Source organism: Streptomyces cellostaticus (assembly GCF_023630175.1).
GTDB classification, from domain to species: Bacteria; Actinomycetota; Actinomycetes; order Streptomycetales; family Streptomycetaceae; genus Streptomyces; species Streptomyces cellostaticus_A.
In genome coordinates this window covers 57,099-73,797 of the sequence record NZ_JALLIN010000030.1, presented here as the reverse complement: position 1 = coordinate 73,797, position 16,699 = coordinate 57,099, and the positions used below count along the sequence as shown (strand labels likewise).

The following is a 16,699-nucleotide window of genomic DNA, read 5'->3' as shown; positions in this document are numbered from 1 at the left end:
ATGTGCCGCTTTCCGGGACCGGTACAGCTTACGTTGTACGACGCAGCTTGGACCGGCGGGGTGTCCGGCGCATCACAACAACACACCGATTGGTGTCAAGATTCCTACGTCATGCGCGAGTTGACGTTTCCTTTGCAGACGCGGGGCCCCGCCGGAGAGGTTCCGGCGGGGCCCTGGCCGAAAGGGGTCACTTGCCCGCGAACTTCTCGTACTCCTTGAGGACCTCTTCGGTGGGTCCGTCCATGCGCAGTTCGCCGCGTTCCAGCCACAGGACGCGATCGCAGGTGTCGCGGATGGACTTGTTGTTGTGACTGACCAGGAAGACCGTGCCGGCCTCCTTGCGCAGTTCCCGGATCCGCGCCTCCGAGCGCTTCTGGAACTTGCGGTCACCGGTGGCCAGCGCCTCGTCGATCATGAGGACGTCGTGGTCCTTGGCGGCGGCGATGGAGAAACGCAGCCGGGCCGCCATGCCGGAGGAGTAGGTCCGCATCGGCAGGGTGATGAAGTCGCCCTTCTCGTTGATGCCGGAGAAGTCGACGATGTCCTGGTAGCGCTCCTTGACCTGCTCGCGGGACATGCCCATGGCGAGTCCGCCGAGGATGACGTTGCGTTCGCCGGTGAGGTCGTTCATCAGGGCCGCGTTGACACCGAGCAGGGAGGGCTGGCCGTCGGTGTAGACCCTGCCGCTCTCGGCCGGGAGCAGTCCGGCGATGGCGCGCAGCAGCGTGGACTTGCCGGAGCCGTTGGATCCGATGAGGCCGATCGCCTCACCGCGGCGGGCGACGAAGGAGACCCCGCGCACCGCGTGCACCTTGCGCACGCCGCGCTCCCCGTCGTCGGAGCCGCGCCCGAGTATCCGGCTGAGGGCGGCGGTGGCGCTGCCCCTGCCGGTCCTGGCGCCGTTGACCCGGTAGACGATGTGCAGCTCGTCCGCGATGACGGTGGGGCGCGGGTCCGGGGTTTCCTGGGAGTTGGTGTCAGCCACGGCCGTACCTCTCCTCCGCCTTCCAGAAGTACACGAAACCACCGGCGAAGACGACCAGGGCCCAGAACAGGGCGATGGCCCACACGTGGGGTGGCAGGTTCGAGGCGTCGTAGCCGTCGATCAGCGCGAAGCGCATCAGGTCCATGTAGACCGCGGCCGGGTTGACCTGCAGCATCCGGACCACCCATTCGGGGCGGCCCGCCATCATCTTGCTGATGGAGAACATGACACCGGAGGCGTACATCCAGGTGCGCAGGACGAACGGCATGAGCTGGGCGAGGTCCGGGGTCTTGGCACCCAGGCGGGCGACGATCAGCGCGAGACCGGTGTTGAACAGGAACTGCAGCACCAGCACCGGGACGATCAGCAGCCAGGACGGGCCCGGGTAGCTGCCGAACGCGATCGTCACGATGAACATCACGATCATCGAGAACAGGAGCTGCTGGAGCTGCTGCAGCGAGAAGGAGACGGGCAGCGCGGCGCGCGGGAAGTGCAGGGCGCGCACCAGGCCCAGGTTCCCGGAGATCGCGCGGACACCGGTCATGACCGAGCTCTGCGTGAAGGTGAACACGAACACGCCCGTCACCAGGAACGGGATGTACACGTCCGGGGACATCCCGCGGCTCGCGTGCAGGATGACGCCGAAGATGAAGTAGTAGACCGCCGCGTTGAGCAGCGGGGTCGCCACCTGCCAGAGCTGGCCCAGCTTGGCCTGGCTGTACTGGGCGGTCAGCTTCGCCTGGGAGAAGGCCAGGATGAAGTGACGGCGCCCCCAGAGCTGGCGCACGTACTCGGCGAGCGAGGGCCGGGCGCCGCTCACGGCGAGCCCGTACTTGGCGGCGAGCCCGGCCGCCGTCAGCCCCTCGTCGGGCGACGGGACCGTGGTCACCGCGACTCCGGCGTCATGCGTTGTCTCACTCACGGATGGAAGCTTTCGTCTTCGAGTACGTCTTGCACGGTAGCGTCGTCGAGGCCTGCGGACCGGCCGGGGTGCCGGCCCGTACGGTCGAGCTTGTCAGATCACCGGGGGCCGGCCCAGTCGGGTCAGCCGCCACACCGTACGCCAGCGCATCGGGCGCCGGGGTCCGCAGGGACTGGTCCACCCTTCCTTGAAGCCGCCGAACCAGGCCCTCAGGGCCGGCCCCGAGGGCCGGCGCGCCAGGGTGAGCAGCAGCCAGACCCCGAGGTACACCGGGACCAGGAGGGCGGGCAGGTTGCGGCGGGCCAGCCAGACCCGGTTGCGGGCGACCATGCGGTGGTACACCGCGTGCCGCGAGGGCGCGGTCGTCGGGTGGTGGAGCACCATGTCGGACCGGTAGTCGATCATCCAGCCGGCGTCGAGGGCCCGCCAGGCCAGGTCGGTCTCCTCGTGGGCGTAGAAGAACTCGTCCGGGAGGACGCCGGCGTCGGCGAAGACCCGGGTGCGGACGGCGTTGGCACCGCCGAGGAAGGTGGTGACCCGGGAGGAGCGCATCGGGTCGGAGGCGCGCAGCCGGGGCACGTGCCGGCGCTGGGTCTCGCCGGTCCCGGGGTCGGCGATGCGGAAGCTGATGATGCCGAGCTCCGGGTCGGCCGTGAACGCCTCGCGGCACAGCTCGGCCGTGTCGTGCCGGGCCAGCAGGCCGTCGTCGTCCAGGAAGAGCAGTATGTCGACGTCGCGGCCGGCCGGCCCGAAGGCCGCTATGCCGACGTTGCGGCCGCCGGGGATGCCCAGGTTCTCGGGCAGTTCCACGGTCCGCACGCCCTCGGGGACGTCCGGGACGGGCGAACCGTTGCCGACCACGACCACCTCGACGGGGTCGCCGTCCTGCTTGGCGACGGAGTCGAGCAGGGCCCGCAGCTCCTCGGGCCGGTTGCCCATGGTGATGACGACCGCGCCGACCTTCATGGCACTCACCTCAGCCTGCTGGACGCCAGGATGGACACCAGGTGCAGCACCGTCTGCAGCAGGGCGATGCCCGCGAGGACGGCGGTGCCGAGCCGGGTGAAGAACAGGTCGCCGTGGATCTGGTCGGCGATCGCCAGGACCAGGATCAGCAGGGCGGCCTCGATACCGAGGATCAGCCGGTGGAACTTCAGCGCCGCGGCCGCGCGGCGGGCCAGCGCCATGCCGGAGGAACGCGGCTCGGCCGCCGCGTCCTGCACCGGCGGCTTCCCGGCCTGGTGCCGGGCCACGCCGACCAGGTCGGTCTCGGCCTTGATCAGGATGGCGCCCAGGGCGGCGAGCGTGCCGAGGAAGGCCCACAGCCAGTCGATCCGGCCGCCGCCCCACAGGTCGGCGGCGCGCAGACCGAGGCCGACCAGGACGGCCGCGTCGGTGAGGTAGGCACCGACCCGGTCCAGGTAGACCCCGCTGAGCGAGTACTGCTGCTTCCAGCGGGCGACCTCGCCGTCGACGCAGTCCAGCAGCAGGTAGAGCTGGGTGGCGACCACGCCGAGCAGGGCACCCGTGATCCCCGGCACCAGCAGCGCCGGGGCCGCGAGCACCCCGCAGAGGGTCATCAGGTACGTGAGCTGGTTGGGCGTGACCCGGGTGTTCACCAGGTAGCGGTCGACGCGCAGGGACACCTCTCGCATGTAGAGGCGTCCTCCCCAGTGCTCACCGCTGCGCCGGTCCTTCACCCCGACGGGGTGGACGACCGGACGGAGTTCAGCTACCGATGGCCTTGACATAGTCGGCGTAGGTGTCCTTGATCTGGTTCGTCGTGAGGTCGAGGTGTTCGAGGATCGTGTAGCGGCCGGGCCTGGTCTCCGGAGCGAACTCCACGGCGCGGACGAACTCGTCCACCGAGAAGCCGATCTCCTCCGGCAGCACCGGGAGGCCGTGCCGGCGCAGGACGCGGGCCATGGTCGCCGCCTCCTCGTGCGCTCCGCGCAGGTACATCGCGAAGGCGGCGCCGATGCCGCACTGCTCGCCGTGGGCGGCGGCCCGCTTCGGGTAGAGCAGGTCGAACGCGTGGTTGATCTCGTGGCACGCCCCGGAGGAGGGGCGGGAGTCGCCGGACACGGACATGGCGATGCCGGTGAGCACGAGGGACTCGGCCAGCACCTGCAGGAAGGCGTCGTCGCCGACACCGCCGGGGTGCCGGAGCACCGCCTCGCCGGCCTGCCGGGCCATGGCGGCGGCGAGACCGTCGATCTTCTCGCCGTTGACCCGGTTGGCCAGCTCCCAGTCCGCGACCGCGGAGATGTTGGAGATGGCGTCGCCGATGCCGGAGCGCACGAAGCGGACGGGTGCCTCCCGGATCACGCTGAGGTCGATGACGACCGCGATCGGGTTCGGCACGCCGTACGAGCCGCGGCCCGCGTCGTTGTCGAGGGTCGCCACCGGCGAGCACAGGCCGTCGTGCGCGAGGTTGGTGGCGACGGCGACCAGCGGCAGCCCGACCCGCGCCGCGGCGAACTTGGCGCAGTCGATGATCTTCCCGCCGCCGAGCCCGACGACGGCGTCGTAGCGGCCGGCCCTTATGTCGCTCGCCAGCCGGACCGCGTCGTCGATGGTGCCGCCGCCGACCTCGTACCAGGTGGCGCCGGGCAGCGACGGGGCGAGGCGCTCGCGCAGCCGGGCACCCGAGCCGTTGCTGACGGCGACGGCGAGCCGGCCGGACTGCGAGATGCGCTCGTCGGCGAGGACCCCGGCCAGGTCGTCGAGGGCACCCGGGCGGATGTCCACGACGACCGGTGAGGGGATCAGCCGGGTCAGTACTGGCACGCGATCTCCCGTCCGCGGGCGAGGTCGTCGTGGTTGTCGATCTCCACCCACTGCACGTCGCCGATCGGCGCGACGTCGATCCGGAAGCCGCGGTTCACCAGCTCCTGGTAGCCGTGCTCGTAGAACTGCTGGGGGTCGGTCTCGAAGACCGTCTTCAGGGCGTCGGCCAGTTCGGGGGCCGCGTCGCCCTCGATGAGGGTGACACCGATGTACTCACCGGTGGCCTCGGCGGGGTCCATCAGCTTGGTGATCTTCCGGACGCCCCCCTCGGGGTCCACGATCACCTTCATCTCCTCGTCCGCGAGGGACTTCACGGTGTCCAGCGCGAGGATGATCCGCTTGCCCTCACCGCGGGCCGCGAGCAGCGTGCGCTCCACCGAGACCGGGTGCACGGTGTCGCCGTTGGCGAGGATCACACCGTCCCTGAGGGCGTCCCGGCCGCACCACAGGGAGTAGGCGTTGTTCCACTCCTCGGCCTTGTCGTTGTCGATGAGGGTGAGCTTGAGGCCGTACTTCTCCTCCAGGGCCGCCTTGCGCTCGTACACGGCCTCCTTGCGGTAGCCGACGATGACCGCGACCTCGGTCAGGCCGATCTCGGCGAAGTTGCCGAGGGTGAGGTCCAGAACCGTCGGCTCGCCCTCTATGCCCGCGGGGCCCACCGGCACCAGAGCCTTGGGAAGGCTGTCGGTGTAGGGGCGCAGACGCCGTCCGGCGCCGGCCGCCAGCACGAGGCCGATCATGCGGGTTCTCCTTCGTCGTGTACGGCGGGCGCCCCTGCGGACACCCAGAAGCGGATGCTCTCGACGAGCACCAGCACGGCGACGGCCACGGCGAGGACCGTGAGCGCGGCCTTGAACTGCGAGGCGGTGAGCACCGCGGCCAGGACGGTGACGAGCAGCGTCCGGCCCTCCTGCCCCCCGATGGCGCGCACCAGCCAGGCCGGGGGCGCTCCGGCGTTGCCGCGGATGCGGTACACCGTGTCGTAGTGATGGTAGGCGACGGCCGCCACCAGGCCGAAAGCCGCGGGAAGGGCTCCGTTCACGTCCGCGTGGGCCGCCAGTACCAGCACGGTGCCGTATTCGGCGGCGCGGAACAGCGGCGGAAGCAGCCAGTCGAGGGCGCCCTTGAGGGGGCGGCGCAGGGCCTGGCCGGCGGTGACGGCGTAGACGGCGGCACCGGCCACGGGCGCCCAGGCCGGGCCGGAGAAGAGGGAGAGGGCGAGCACGGCGGTGCCCGCCAGGGCCACCGGCAGCGGGGCGCCGAGGCGGACCGGGGTGGCACGTGCCAGGTACGAGGCGAGCGGGCCGTTGTCGGCGAGGTCGGCCAGCGCCCGGGCGGCCCGGTCGGTGCGACTCGCCCTGCGGGTCACCGAGCGCAGCACACGGCCGGCCGTGGTGTACGTCGCGGCGAAGGCGCAGCCGGCGAGCAGCACGTAGAAGGTGATGCGCGGGGTGGTGAGCGCGGTGAGGACGGCGATCATCGCCCAGCGCTCTCCGATCGGCAGGACGATCATCCGGCGCAGCCAGACCGTCCAGCCGACGCTGTCCAGCCTGTCGGAGAGGGCCGCGGTGGGGCTGGTGTTGGCGGTCGCGTCGTGATTGGCCTCGTTGAAGGAGAAGTCCACGACGTGCCGGCAGGTCTGCAGGATCATCGCGCCCAGCGCCAGCGCCCAGACGTCGTCGCCGCCACGGGCCGCGCCGAGGGCGAGGCCGGCGTAGTAGGCGTACTCCTTGGCCCGGTCGAAGGTGGCGTCGAGCCAGGCGCCGAGCGTGGAGTACTTCAGGGCGTAGCGGGCGAGCTGGCCGTCGGTGCAGTCCAGCACGAACGAGGCGATCAGCAGGACACCGGCCGCGACGAAGCCGGACCGGGTGCCGGTCGCCGCGCAGCCCGCGGCTATCAGGGCGGTGAGCAGGGAGGCGGTGGTGACCTGGTTGGGGGTCAGGCCCCGGCGGGCGCACCAGCGGGCGAGGTAGCGCGAGTACGGGCTGATGCAGAAGGTGGTGAAGAAGCCGTCGCGGGACTTCACGGCCGACCTCAGGCGCACGGCCTCGTCGTCCACGGCGGCGACGGCCTGCCGCGCCTCGTTGCGGGCCTGCGGGTCGGCCGGGACGGCGGCGACCAGGCTGCCCAGCTCGGGGTGGTGCACACCGGCCTCGTCGGCGTCGAGCACGGTGACGACGCGGTCGGCGACGGATGCGGTGTCCGCCGCGCCCGCCGTCACCCGCGCGGGGGCGGCCGGCTCCGCGGTGCTGCCGCTCGCGGCGCTCTCGCGGGCCAGCGCCCGGGTCAGTGCCGGGCGGGCCTCCGGCTGGGCGGTGACGGCTCCGGGCACGGCCGCGAGCGCGAAGCGCGGGTCGGTGAGACCGAGGCGCAGGGCGTGCGGGTGGCCCACGAAGCGGGCGTCGACCAGGGCCACGCGCCGTCCGGCGGGCACCTCGGCGAGCAGGGTCTGCGCCTCGGCGGCGTCGGCGGCCATGCGCACGTCGAAGCCGAGGGACCGCAGATCACTCTCGAGCGACGATCCGGGGACCGGCTGACCGGTGACGATGGCGGTCGACAACCGAAACTCACTCCCTGGGTGCCGGCACGGGGGGCGCCGGTCTTCTGCGTGGTGGGGCGCCCCTGCCTGCGGCACCCGGGCGGCATGTCGGCAGAGGCTATCGGATGGGCGGAAGCCCGTGTTCACCGGTCGTTCACGGCCCGGTCCACGGGGGCTGCCCACTCCTTTGCCGCGATCATCATCGGGGATGCGGGGCCCGCCCCACAAACCGCGCGGCGCAGACCCGGGCATCCTCCGGCATCGCGGACACCTGCCCGCTTCGGCATAGGGTGGGCGACCATGACCTGGCTGATCACCGGCGGAGCCGGATACATCGGGGCGCACGTGGCACGGGCCATGACCGGCGCCGGCGAGAGCGTCGTGGCGCTGGACGACCTGTCGGCCGCGGTGCCGGCGCGGCTCCCGGCGGGCGTCCCGCTCGTCGAGGGCTCGACGCTCGACGGGGACCTGCTCAAGCGGGTCTTCGCCGAGCACGGCGTGACGGGTGTGGTGCATCTCGCGGCGCGCAAGCAGGTCGCCGAGTCCGTGGCGCAGCCCACCCGCTACTACCGGGAGAACGTGGGCGGCCTGGCCACCCTGCTGGACGCGATGGCCGGGTCCGGGATCGACCGGATGCTGTTCTCCTCGTCGGCGGCCGTGTACGGCAACCCGGACGTGGACCTGATCACCGAGGACACCCCCTGCGCCCCGGTGAACCCCTACGGCGAGACCAAGCTGGCCGGGGAGTGGCTGGTGCGCGCGGCCGGGCGGGCGCACGGGATCTCCACGGTGTGCCTGCGCTACTTCAACGTGGCGGGGGCGGCCGCGCCGGAGCTCGCGGACACCGGTGTGTTCAACATCGTGCCGATGGTCTTCGACCGGCTCACCCGGGACGAGGCCCCGCGGATCTTCGGTGACGACTACCCGACGCCGGACGGCACCTGCGTGCGTGACTACATCCACGTCGCCGACCTCGCCGACGCCCATCTGGCGGCGGCCCGGCGGCTCGCCGGGTGTGGCCGCCCGGGCGACCTGACGCTGAACATCGGCCGCGGCGAGGGGGTCTCCGTGCGGGAGATGGTCACGGCCATCGGGGAGGTCACCGGCGACCGGCGACCCGCGCTGGTCGAGGGGCGCCGGCCCGGGGACGCGCCGCGCGCGGTCGCCTCCGCCGAGCGGGCCGCCAAGGCGCTGGACTGGCGGGCCCGGCTGGGGGTGCGGGAGATGATCGAGTCGGCCTGGGCGGGCTGGCGGCTGCACCACGGCGAGTGAGCCGGAACACGGCCGCCGGACAGCCCCGCACTGTCTGACCTGCCGCTTGTTTCCGCAGGTCAGGGCAGATGACAACGGTGTTCAGTGCCGCGTTGCCCGATACCCCCCACCCGTAGTTGACTGTGACCACGCGCGCAACACGGAAGGGTGGTTCTCTCATGGGGGCAGGGCACGACCACGGGCACGCGCACAGCCACGCGCCGCCCACGGGTACGGCCGCGGCCGCCTATCGCGGCCGGCTTCGGGTGGCGCTGGGCATCACGCTCACGATCATGGTGGTGGAGATCGCCGGTGGTCTCCTCGCGGACTCGCTCGCCCTGATCGCGGACGCGGCCCACATGGCGACCGACGCGCTGGGCCTGGGCATGGCGCTGCTCGCGATCCACTTCGCCAACCGCCCGCCGAGCACCAACCGCACCTTCGGTCTCGCCCGCGCCGAGATCCTCGCCGCACTGGCCAACTGCCTGCTGCTGCTCGGCGTCGGCGGCTACGTGCTCTTCGAGGCGATCCAGCGCTTCCTCACGCCCGCGGACACCGAGGGCGGCCTGATGATCGTGTTCGGTCTGTTCGGCCTGGTCGCGAACTCGGTCTCGCTCGTGCTGCTGATGCGCGGGCAGAAGGAGAGCCTGAACGTGCGCGGCGCCTTCCTGGAGGTGGCCGCGGACGCGCTGGGCTCGGTGGCGGTGCTGATCTCGGCGGCCGTGATCCTGACCACGGGCTGGCAGGCGGCCGACCCGATCGCCTCGCTGGTCATCGGGCTGATGATCGTCCCGAGGACGGTGAGGCTGCTGCGCGAGACGCTGGACGTCCTGCTGGAGGCCGCCCCGAAGGACGTCGACATGGCCGAGGTGCGCTCGCACATCCTGGCGCTGGACGGCGTGGAGGACGTGCACGATCTGCACGCCTGGACGATCACCTCGGGCATGCCGGTGCTGTCGGCGCACGTGGTGGTCAGCTCGGAGGTGCTGAACGCCATAGGCAACGAGAAGATGCTGCACGAGCTCCAGGGCTGCCTCGGCCACCACTTCGACGTGGAGCACTGCACCTTCCAGCTCGAACCGGGCGGGCACGCGGAGCACGAGGCACGGCTGTGCCACTGACCGCGGGCCCCCCGCCTCCGTAGGCACGTCCGTTCGGGCCCGGTGGACGGTTCCCGGCGGGCGGCTCCGGGCACGATGAATCACCGGGGTCCCACTCGGACACCGCACCGCGCAGGACATGCGGACGTGCACGGAAGTGCCGGGAGTGCCGGATTCGTACGGCAGACTTGAGGCGCAAGACCGAGGCGAAGGATGGGTATGCCGATCACACCTGCCACCGAGACGCACAGCTCGTCGAACGGCACCGCAGAGGCGATTTTGCTCGAACTGGTCGACGAGAAGGGCGTGACGATCGGCACGGCGGAGAAGCTCGCCGCCCACCAGCCGCCGGGACGGCTGCACCGCGCCTTCTCCGTGTTCCTCTTCGACGAGCAGGGCAGACTGCTGCTCCAGCAGCGGGCGCTGGGCAAGTACCACTCCCCCGGCGTGTGGTCCAACACCTGCTGCGGCCACCCCTATCCCGGGGAGGCGCCCTTCGCCGCGGCGGCCCGGCGGACCCACGAGGAGCTGGGGGTCTCACCGTCGCTGCTGGCGGAGGCGGGCACGGTCCGCTACAACCACCCGGACCCGGCCTCGGGCCTGGTCGAGCAGGAGTTCAACCACCTGTTCGTCGGCATGGTGCAGGCGCCGCCGGCGCCGGACTCCGAGGAGGTCGGTTCGACGGCCTTCGTGACGGCGGCCGAGCTGGCAGAGCGGCACGCCCGGGACCCGTTCTCGGCGTGGTTCATGACCGTACTGGACGCGGCCCGCCCGGCGATCAGGGAGCTGACGGGGCAGTCCGCGGGCTGGTAGGCGCCAGGCTCCTTGGTCCGGCCCGATCCGGTTCGCAGACCCGGTGCCGCGCCGGTCTGGCCCTGCCCGCCGAGGAGCGGCGTCCGGTGAGTGCTCCCGGCGTGCCGGCCGGAGACCCTGTCGCCGGGTGCGCCCGGGCTCCTGGCCGGTGCGGCGGGTGCGCCCGGCGGGCGCCGCGACGGGGCGGACCTCGGCCGACGCGGTGCTGACGGCTGTCCCGCGAGCCCCGGTGGATCGGCGCACGGCGTCGGACGCGGGGCGTCTCAGGACGGAGGGCCGTCCTCGCACCGGGCGTGTTCGGGCGATCCGACAACGCGGCGAGGTGCCGCAGCCGTCGCCGTACGCCCGCCGGGGATCGGGGGACGGCCCTCAGGCGAGTGCCGGCGGCTTGAGCGGCAGGGCGGCCCAGATCACCTTGCCGCCGGCGGCCGTGTGCTCCACGTCGACCGCTCCGCCCGCCTCCCGGGCCACCTCGCGCACCAGCAGCAGTCCCCGGCCGCCGGTCCGGCCGTGGTCGGCCTCCAGGGCCGTGGGCCGGTAGGGGTGGTTGTCCTCCACCGACACCCGCACCCACTCCGCGCCGACGGCCACCTCCACGGCGAGCATCGGCGACAGCAGCGCCGCGTGCCGGACCGCGTTCGTGACCAGCTCGGAGACGATCAGCAGCAGGCCGTACACCGTGTCGTCGCCGACCGGTACGCCCTGCCGCAGCAGCAGATCCCGTACGGCGTGCCGGGCCTGCGGGACGGATGCGTCCACGGCGGCCGCGGTGAACCGCCAGACTCCCTCGTACGGCAGTGGACCGGGCGGCCGCTCGGCGGCTCCCGCCGGGCGCGGGCCGCCGTCCCCACGCCCGTGGTCGTCCATCGTCCGGTCGCCACCCTCGCGCTCGATTGTCACCACACGTCGAGTGTTGGTAACGACGCGCTCCACTCCCGAGGGCTGAACAGAAGTCAGCTCTTATCGAACGGTTATGACCGCCTGCGTATGACACCGGCAGGCGCGGGACAGTTCCTGTTCCCTCTCGTGCACGATTCACGAACTATTCGGGTTGTACGGGTTTGGCGCGCGCCGTCCGCCGCGACGCGCGCGGCATCCGCCCGGCCGCGCGCCCGCCCGGCCGGGCCCCGGGGCGGGGCGGATAGCATCCGGCCTCATGGAGCCCCAGCTTTCGCACCAGGTCACCGACTCCGTCGCCACGGTCGTGATCCGTCATCAGGCCAAGCGCAACGCCATGACGGCCGCGATGTGGCGGGCCCTGCCACCGTTGCTGGAGGAACTGGCGGGCGACCCGGGCGTGCGGGCCCTGGTGCTGACCGGCGAGGGCGGCACCTTCTGCGCCGGAGCCGACATCTCCACGCTCCAGGGGTCGCCGCTCGAGGCGCAGGGGCTGGCCGTGGCCGCCGAGGAGGCCCTGGCCGCCTTCCCGGTGCCGACCCTGGCCGCGATCCGCGGCCACTGTGTGGGCGGCGGGGCCCAGCTAGCCGCCGCCTGCGATCTGCGGCTCGCGGAGGAGGGCACCCTGTTCGGGGTGACCCCGGCCCGGCTCGGCATCGTCTATCCGTCGTCGTCCACCCGGCGCCTGGTGTCCCTGGTGGGGCCGGCCACCGCCAAGTACCTGCTCTTCACGGCCGAACTGATCGACGCCGGGCGCGCGCTGCGCACCGGGCTCGTGGACGAGGTGCTGCCCGAAGGCGAACTGGACAAGCGCGTCACCGAGCTGACACGCGTCCTGGCGTCGCGTTCCCAGCTCACCCAGGCCGCCGCCAAGGAGTTCGCCGACGGCCGCACGGACCGGGACACCCACTGGGCGGATCGGGCGCGCTGCAGCGGCGACACGGCCGAGGGCGTCGCCGCGTTCCTGGAACGCCGGCAACCGCGCTTCACCTGGACCACCGCGGGCTGAACCGGCTCCCGGCGCACAGGTTCGCCACCGGGTGCCCGGTGGCCCGAGCGGCGATCCGGCGCCGCGGGGCGGCCGCGGGCCGTTCTCGGTGGCAGGGCGCCCCGCCCGGGCGGGTGCGCGGCCCGCGATCCGGCCGGGCGGGGCGAGACCCCGGCCGGCGGCCCGCCGCGTGTCGCCCTGATCCCCGGTTGTCGGCGTCACCTGCCACAATTGCCGCGCAACCTCAGTGGAGAAGGCGGTACGGGATCGTGACGACACCCCTCGTAGGGTCCATCGAAAGCAGGATCGCCGAGGAACTCGGCGTACGGGAGCGGCAGGTGAGGGCCGCGGTCGAACTGCTCGACGGCGGTTCGACGGTGCCCTTCATCGCCCGCTACCGCAAGGAAGCGACCGAGATGCTCGACGACGCGCAGCTGCGCACGCTCGAGGAGCGGCTGCGCTACCTGCGGGAGCTGGAGGAGCGTCGGACGGCGATCCTGGAGTCGGTGCGCGAGCAGGGCAAACTCACCGAGGAGCTCGAGGCGCGGATCCGCGGCGCCGAGACCAAGGCACGGCTGGAGGACGTCTACCTCCCCTACAAGCCCAAGCGGCGCACCAAGGCGCAGATCGCGCGCGAGGCGGGCCTCGAACCGCTCGCCGAGGGGCTGCTGGGCGATCCGACGGTCGACCCGCAGGCGGCCGCCGCCGCGTTCGTGGACGCGGACAGGGGCGTCGCCGACGCGCAGGCCGCGCTGGAGGGCGCACGGGCCATCCTGACCGAGCGGTTCTCCGAGGACGCCGACCTGATCGGCGAGCTGCGCGAGCGCATGTGGGTGCGCGGGCGGCTGTCCGCCAAGGTGCGCGAGGGCAAGGAGGACGCGGGCGCCAAGTTCGCGGACTACTTCGACTTCGCCGAGCCGTTCACCGAGCTGCCCTCGCACCGCGTTCTCGCCATGCTGCGCGGCGAGAAGGAGGAGGTCCTGGACCTCGTCCTGGAGCCCGAGGAGGCCACCGAGGGGCCGTCCTCGTACGAGGGCGTCATCGCGCACCGCTTCGGCATCGCCGACCGCGGCCGCCCCGCCGACACCTGGCTGAAGGACACGGTCCGCTGGGCCTGGCGCACCCGGGTCCTGGTCCACCTGGGCATCGACCTCCGGCTGCGGCTGCGGACGGCCGCCGAGGACGAGGCGGTGAACGTCTTCGCGGCGAACCTGCGCGACCTGCTGCTGGCCGCGCCGGCCGGTACGCGCGCGACGCTGGGCCTGGACCCCGGCTTCCGCACGGGCGTGAAGGTCGCCGTGGTGGACGCCACCGGCAAGGTCGTCGCCACGGACGTGATCCACCCGCACGTCCCGGCCAACAGGTGGGACGAGGCGATCGCCGGGCTGGCGCGGCTCGCCGAGCGGCACGCGGTCGACCTGATCGCGATCGGCAACGGCACGGCCTCCCGGGAGACCGACAGGCTCGCCGCCGAACTGATCTCGAAGCACCCTGAACTCAAGCTCACCAAGGTGATGGTGTCCGAGGCGGGCGCGTCCGTGTACTCGGCCTCCAGCTACGCCTCGCAGGAACTGCCCGACATGGACGTGTCGCTGCGCGGCGCGGTCTCCATCGCGCGCCGGCTGCAGGACCCGCTGGCGGAGCTGGTGAAGATCGACCCGAAGTCGATCGGGGTCGGCCAGTACCAGCACGACCTGTCCGAGGTGAAGCTGTCCCGCTCGCTGGACGCGGTGGTCGAGGACTGTGTGAACGGTGTCGGCGTGGACGTCAACACGGCGTCCGTGCCGCTGCTCGCACGGGTGTCCGGCGTCTCCGCCGGCCTCGCCGAGAACATCGTCGCGCACCGCGACCAGAACGGCCCGTTCCGGTCGCGCGCGGAGCTGAGGAAGGTGCCCAGGCTCGGACCCAAGGCGTACGAGCAGTGCGCGGGCTTCCTGCGCATCCGCGGTGGCGACGACCCGCTGGACCTCTCCAGCGTGCACCCGGAGTCCTACCCGGTGGTGCGGCGCATGGTGAAGACGTCGGGGCAGGACGTCGCGTCCCTCATCGGCAACACCGGTGCGCTGCGCTCGCTGCGGCCCGCCGACTTCGTGGACGACACCTTCGGTCTGCCGACCGTCACGGACATCCTGAAGGAACTGGAGAAGCCGGGCCGCGACCCGCGTCCGGCCTTCAGGACGGCCACCTTCAGGGACGGCGTGGAGAAGATCTCCGACCTGTCCTCCGGGATGGTCCTGGAGGGCGTGGTCACGAACGTGGCCGCGTTCGGCGCGTTCGTGGACGTCGGTGTCCACCAGGACGGTCTCGTGCACGTCTCGGCGATGTCGCGGACGTTCGTCAAGGACCCGCGGGACGTGGTCAAGCCCGGTGACATCGTCAAGGTGAAGGTTCTGGACGTCGACATCCCGCGCAAGCGGATCGCGCTGACCCTGCGGCTGGACGACGAGGCCGCACCTCAGGGTCAGGGCAAGGGCGGCGGCCGTCCGCAGCGCGGCGGCGCCCGCCCGCCCCAGCAGCGGCAGGGCGGCCAGGGACAGCGGCAGGGCCGCGGTGGCGGCGACCGCGGTGGTGACCGGGGCGGCCGTCAGGCTCCGGCCCCCGCCAACAGCGCGATGGCGGACGCGCTGCGCCGCGCGGGGCTGCTCGACCCGAAGAACGGCCGGCGCTGACCGTCCCGGGGCCGGGGTGCTCGACCCCGGCCCCGGGCCCGGCCGCCGGGGCGGCCGCGGCAGCACCTCCTACGACTGCTCGGTCACCTTGCCCGCGGCGACCTCCAGGCGGCGGGTGACGCGGATCGCGTCCAGCATGCGGCGGTCGTGGGTGACGAGCAGGAGGGTGCCCTCATAGGCGTCGAGGGCCGACTCGAGCTGCTCGATGGCGGGCAGGTCGAGGTGGTTCGTGGGCTCGTCCAGGACGAGGAGGTTGACGCCGCGGCCCTGGAGCAGCGCCAGGGCCGCGCGGGTGCGTTCGCCCGGGGAGAGGGTCGCGGCCGGGCGCAGCACGTGGGCGGACTTCAGGCCGAACTTGGCGAGCAGCGTGCGGACCTCGACCGGCTCGGTGTCGGGCACGGCCGCGCAGAAGGCGTCGAGCAGCGACTCGGAGCCGTGGAACAGCTCGCGTGCCTGGTCGACCTCGCCGACGAGGACGCCCGAACCCAGGGCGGCGTGCCCGCGGTCCGGCGGGATCCGGCCCAGCAGCGCGCCGAGCAGGGTGGACTTGCCCGCGCCGTTGGCCCCGGTGACCGCCACACGGTCCGCCCAGTCGATCTGGAGCGAGACCGGCCCGAGGGTGAAGCCGCCGCGCCGGATCTCGGCGTCGCGCAGGGTGGCCACGACCGCTCCCGACCGCGGGGCGGCCGCGATCTCCATCCGCAGCTCCCACTCCTTGCGCGGCTCCTCCACGACCTCCAGGCGCTCGATCATGCGCTGGGTCTGCCGGGCCTTGGCGGCCTGCTTCTCGCTGGCCTCGCTGCGGAACTTGCGGCCGATCTTGTCGTTGTCGTTGCCGGCCTTGCGCCGGGCGTTGCGCACGCCCTTGTCCGTCCACGAGCGCTGCATCTGCGCGCGGTCCTGGAGGGCGCCGCGCTTGTCGGCGTACTCCTCGTACTCCTCGCGGGCGTGCCGGCGGGCGACGTCGCGCTCCTCCAGGTAGGCCTCGTAGCCGCCGCCGTAGAGCTGGATCCGGCCCTGTGCCAGGTCCAGTTCGAGGACCTTGTCGACCGTGCGGGCGAGGAACTCGCGGTCGTGGCTGACGACCACGGTGCCCGGCCGCAGGCCGGTGACGAAGCGCTCCAGTCGTTCCAGTCCGTCCAGGTCCAGGTCGTTGGTGGGCTCGTCCAGGAGGAACACGTCGTAGCGGGAGAGCAGGAGGGAGGCGAGACCGGCGCGGGCCGCCTGGCCGCCGGACAGCGAGGTCATCGGCTGGTCGAGGCCCACCGTGAGGCCCAGCGAGTCGGCCACTTCGCCGGCGCGTTCCTCCAGGTCGGCACCGCCGAGGCCGAGCCAGCGCTCGAGGCTCGCCGCGTAGGCGTCGTCGGCGCCGGGTGCGCCGTCGACCAGCGCCTCGGTGGCCTCGTCCATCGCCCGCTGCGCCTCGGCGACACCGGTACGGCGGGCCAGGAACTCCCGGACGGTCTCCCCGGGCCTGCGCTCGGGCTCCTGCGGCAGATGGCCGACGGTCGCGGTAGGCGGGGAGAGCCACAGTTCGCCCTGCTCGGGCGGGGTCAGACCGGCGAGCAGGCGCAGCAGCGTGGACTTGCCGGCGCCGTTGACACCGACGAGACCGATCACGTCACCCGGCGCGACGACGAGGTCGAGCCCGGTGAAGAGGGAGCGGTCGCCGTGCCCGGCGGCGAGGTTCTTGGCGACGAGGGTGGCAGTCATCAGAGCGCCGATCCTAGTGCCGCCCGGCTTTC

Annotated in this window: 14 protein-coding genes; 5 read left to right on the top strand and 9 right to left on the bottom strand. The window is 72.5% G+C overall.

Features of this window, described 5'->3' with window-relative positions; translation table 11 throughout:
* Window positions 1-187: 187 nt before the first annotated feature.
* The 7 genes from MXD57_RS20165 to MXD57_RS20135 all read right to left on the bottom strand — a co-directional run bounded on the left by MXD57_RS20165 (window position 188) and on the right by MXD57_RS20135 (window position 7,257).
* Window positions 188-985, bottom strand: coding sequence for an ABC transporter ATP-binding protein (locus MXD57_RS20165; RefSeq protein WP_250402969.1), 798 nt, complete (start codon window positions 983-985; stop codon window positions 188-190).
* Window positions 978-1,907 carry an ABC transporter permease gene (locus MXD57_RS20160; RefSeq protein WP_250402967.1) on the bottom strand — a complete coding sequence of 310 codons (930 nt, stop codon included), beginning with the start codon at window positions 1,905-1,907 and terminating at the stop codon, window positions 978-980. The genes MXD57_RS20165 and MXD57_RS20160 overlap by 8 nt, the downstream gene beginning before the upstream one ends.
* A 93-nt stretch (window positions 1,908-2,000) precedes the next feature.
* Window positions 2,001-2,873 (bottom strand): glycosyltransferase family 2 protein, encoded by an 873-nt coding sequence (locus MXD57_RS20155; protein WP_250402966.1) that lies wholly within the window; start codon window positions 2,871-2,873, stop codon window positions 2,001-2,003.
* Window positions 2,874-2,878: 5 nt separating this feature from the next.
* The gene (locus tag MXD57_RS20150; RefSeq protein ID WP_250402964.1) at window positions 2,879-3,658 is read right to left on the bottom strand and encodes a CDP-alcohol phosphatidyltransferase family protein; all 780 of its coding nucleotides are present in this window, start codon (window positions 3,656-3,658) and stop codon (window positions 2,879-2,881) included.
* Complete coding sequence (locus MXD57_RS20145; protein ID WP_250402962.1) at window positions 3,636-4,697, bottom strand: iron-containing alcohol dehydrogenase family protein; 1,062 nt, start codon at window positions 4,695-4,697, stop codon at window positions 3,636-3,638. The genes MXD57_RS20150 and MXD57_RS20145 overlap by 23 nt, the downstream gene beginning before the upstream one ends.
* Window positions 4,685-5,437: a phosphocholine cytidylyltransferase family protein gene (locus MXD57_RS20140; protein WP_250402950.1), complete on the bottom strand. Its 753-nt coding sequence runs from the start codon at window positions 5,435-5,437 to the stop codon at window positions 4,685-4,687. The genes MXD57_RS20145 and MXD57_RS20140 overlap by 13 nt, the downstream gene beginning before the upstream one ends.
* A complete protein-coding gene (locus MXD57_RS20135) occupies window positions 5,434-7,257 on the bottom strand; it encodes a DUF5941 domain-containing protein (protein WP_250402948.1) in 1,824 nt (607 codons plus the stop codon). Before MXD57_RS20135 ends, MXD57_RS20140 begins: the two co-directional genes overlap by 4 nt.
* Window positions 7,258-7,536: 279 nt before the next feature.
* Here MXD57_RS20135 and galE point away from each other — a divergent pair, with 279 nt between their 5' ends.
* The 3 genes from galE to idi all read left to right on the top strand — a co-directional run bounded on the left by galE (window position 7,537) and on the right by idi (window position 10,400).
* Window positions 7,537-8,508 carry a UDP-glucose 4-epimerase GalE gene (gene galE / locus MXD57_RS20130; RefSeq protein ID WP_250402945.1) on the top strand — a complete coding sequence of 324 codons (972 nt, stop codon included), beginning with the start codon at window positions 7,537-7,539 and terminating at the stop codon, window positions 8,506-8,508.
* A gap of 158 nt (window positions 8,509-8,666) precedes the next feature.
* Window positions 8,667-9,608 (top strand): cation diffusion facilitator family transporter, encoded by a 942-nt coding sequence (locus tag MXD57_RS20125; protein ID WP_250402935.1) that lies wholly within the window; start codon window positions 8,667-8,669, stop codon window positions 9,606-9,608.
* 198 nt (window positions 9,609-9,806) lie between these two features.
* Window positions 9,807-10,400, top strand: a complete 594-nt coding sequence (idi, locus tag MXD57_RS20120) for an isopentenyl-diphosphate Delta-isomerase (RefSeq protein WP_250402933.1) — start codon at window positions 9,807-9,809, stop codon at window positions 10,398-10,400.
* A 369-nt stretch (window positions 10,401-10,769) separates the two neighbouring features.
* Here the strand turns inward: idi and MXD57_RS20115 are convergent, their stop codons facing one another.
* The gene (locus MXD57_RS20115) at window positions 10,770-11,267 is read right to left on the bottom strand and encodes an ATP-binding protein (RefSeq protein ID WP_250403009.1); all 498 of its coding nucleotides are present in this window, start codon (window positions 11,265-11,267) and stop codon (window positions 10,770-10,772) included.
* A 289-nt stretch (window positions 11,268-11,556) separates the two neighbouring features.
* Here MXD57_RS20115 and MXD57_RS20110 point away from each other — a divergent pair, with 289 nt between their 5' ends.
* The gene (locus tag MXD57_RS20110) at window positions 11,557-12,306 is read left to right on the top strand and encodes an enoyl-CoA hydratase/isomerase family protein (RefSeq protein ID WP_250402925.1); all 750 of its coding nucleotides are present in this window, start codon (window positions 11,557-11,559) and stop codon (window positions 12,304-12,306) included.
* Between the two features lie 248 nt (window positions 12,307-12,554).
* Window positions 12,555-14,954, top strand: coding sequence for a Tex family protein (locus MXD57_RS20105; protein ID WP_250402924.1), 2,400 nt, complete (start codon window positions 12,555-12,557; stop codon window positions 14,952-14,954).
* Between the two features lie 69 nt (window positions 14,955-15,023).
* On the opposite strand, the gene MXD57_RS20100 is transcribed toward MXD57_RS20105, so the two are convergent.
* Complete coding sequence (locus tag MXD57_RS20100; protein ID WP_250402923.1) at window positions 15,024-16,667, bottom strand: ABC-F family ATP-binding cassette domain-containing protein; 1,644 nt, start codon at window positions 16,665-16,667, stop codon at window positions 15,024-15,026.
* Window positions 16,668-16,699 lie beyond the last annotated feature (32 nt).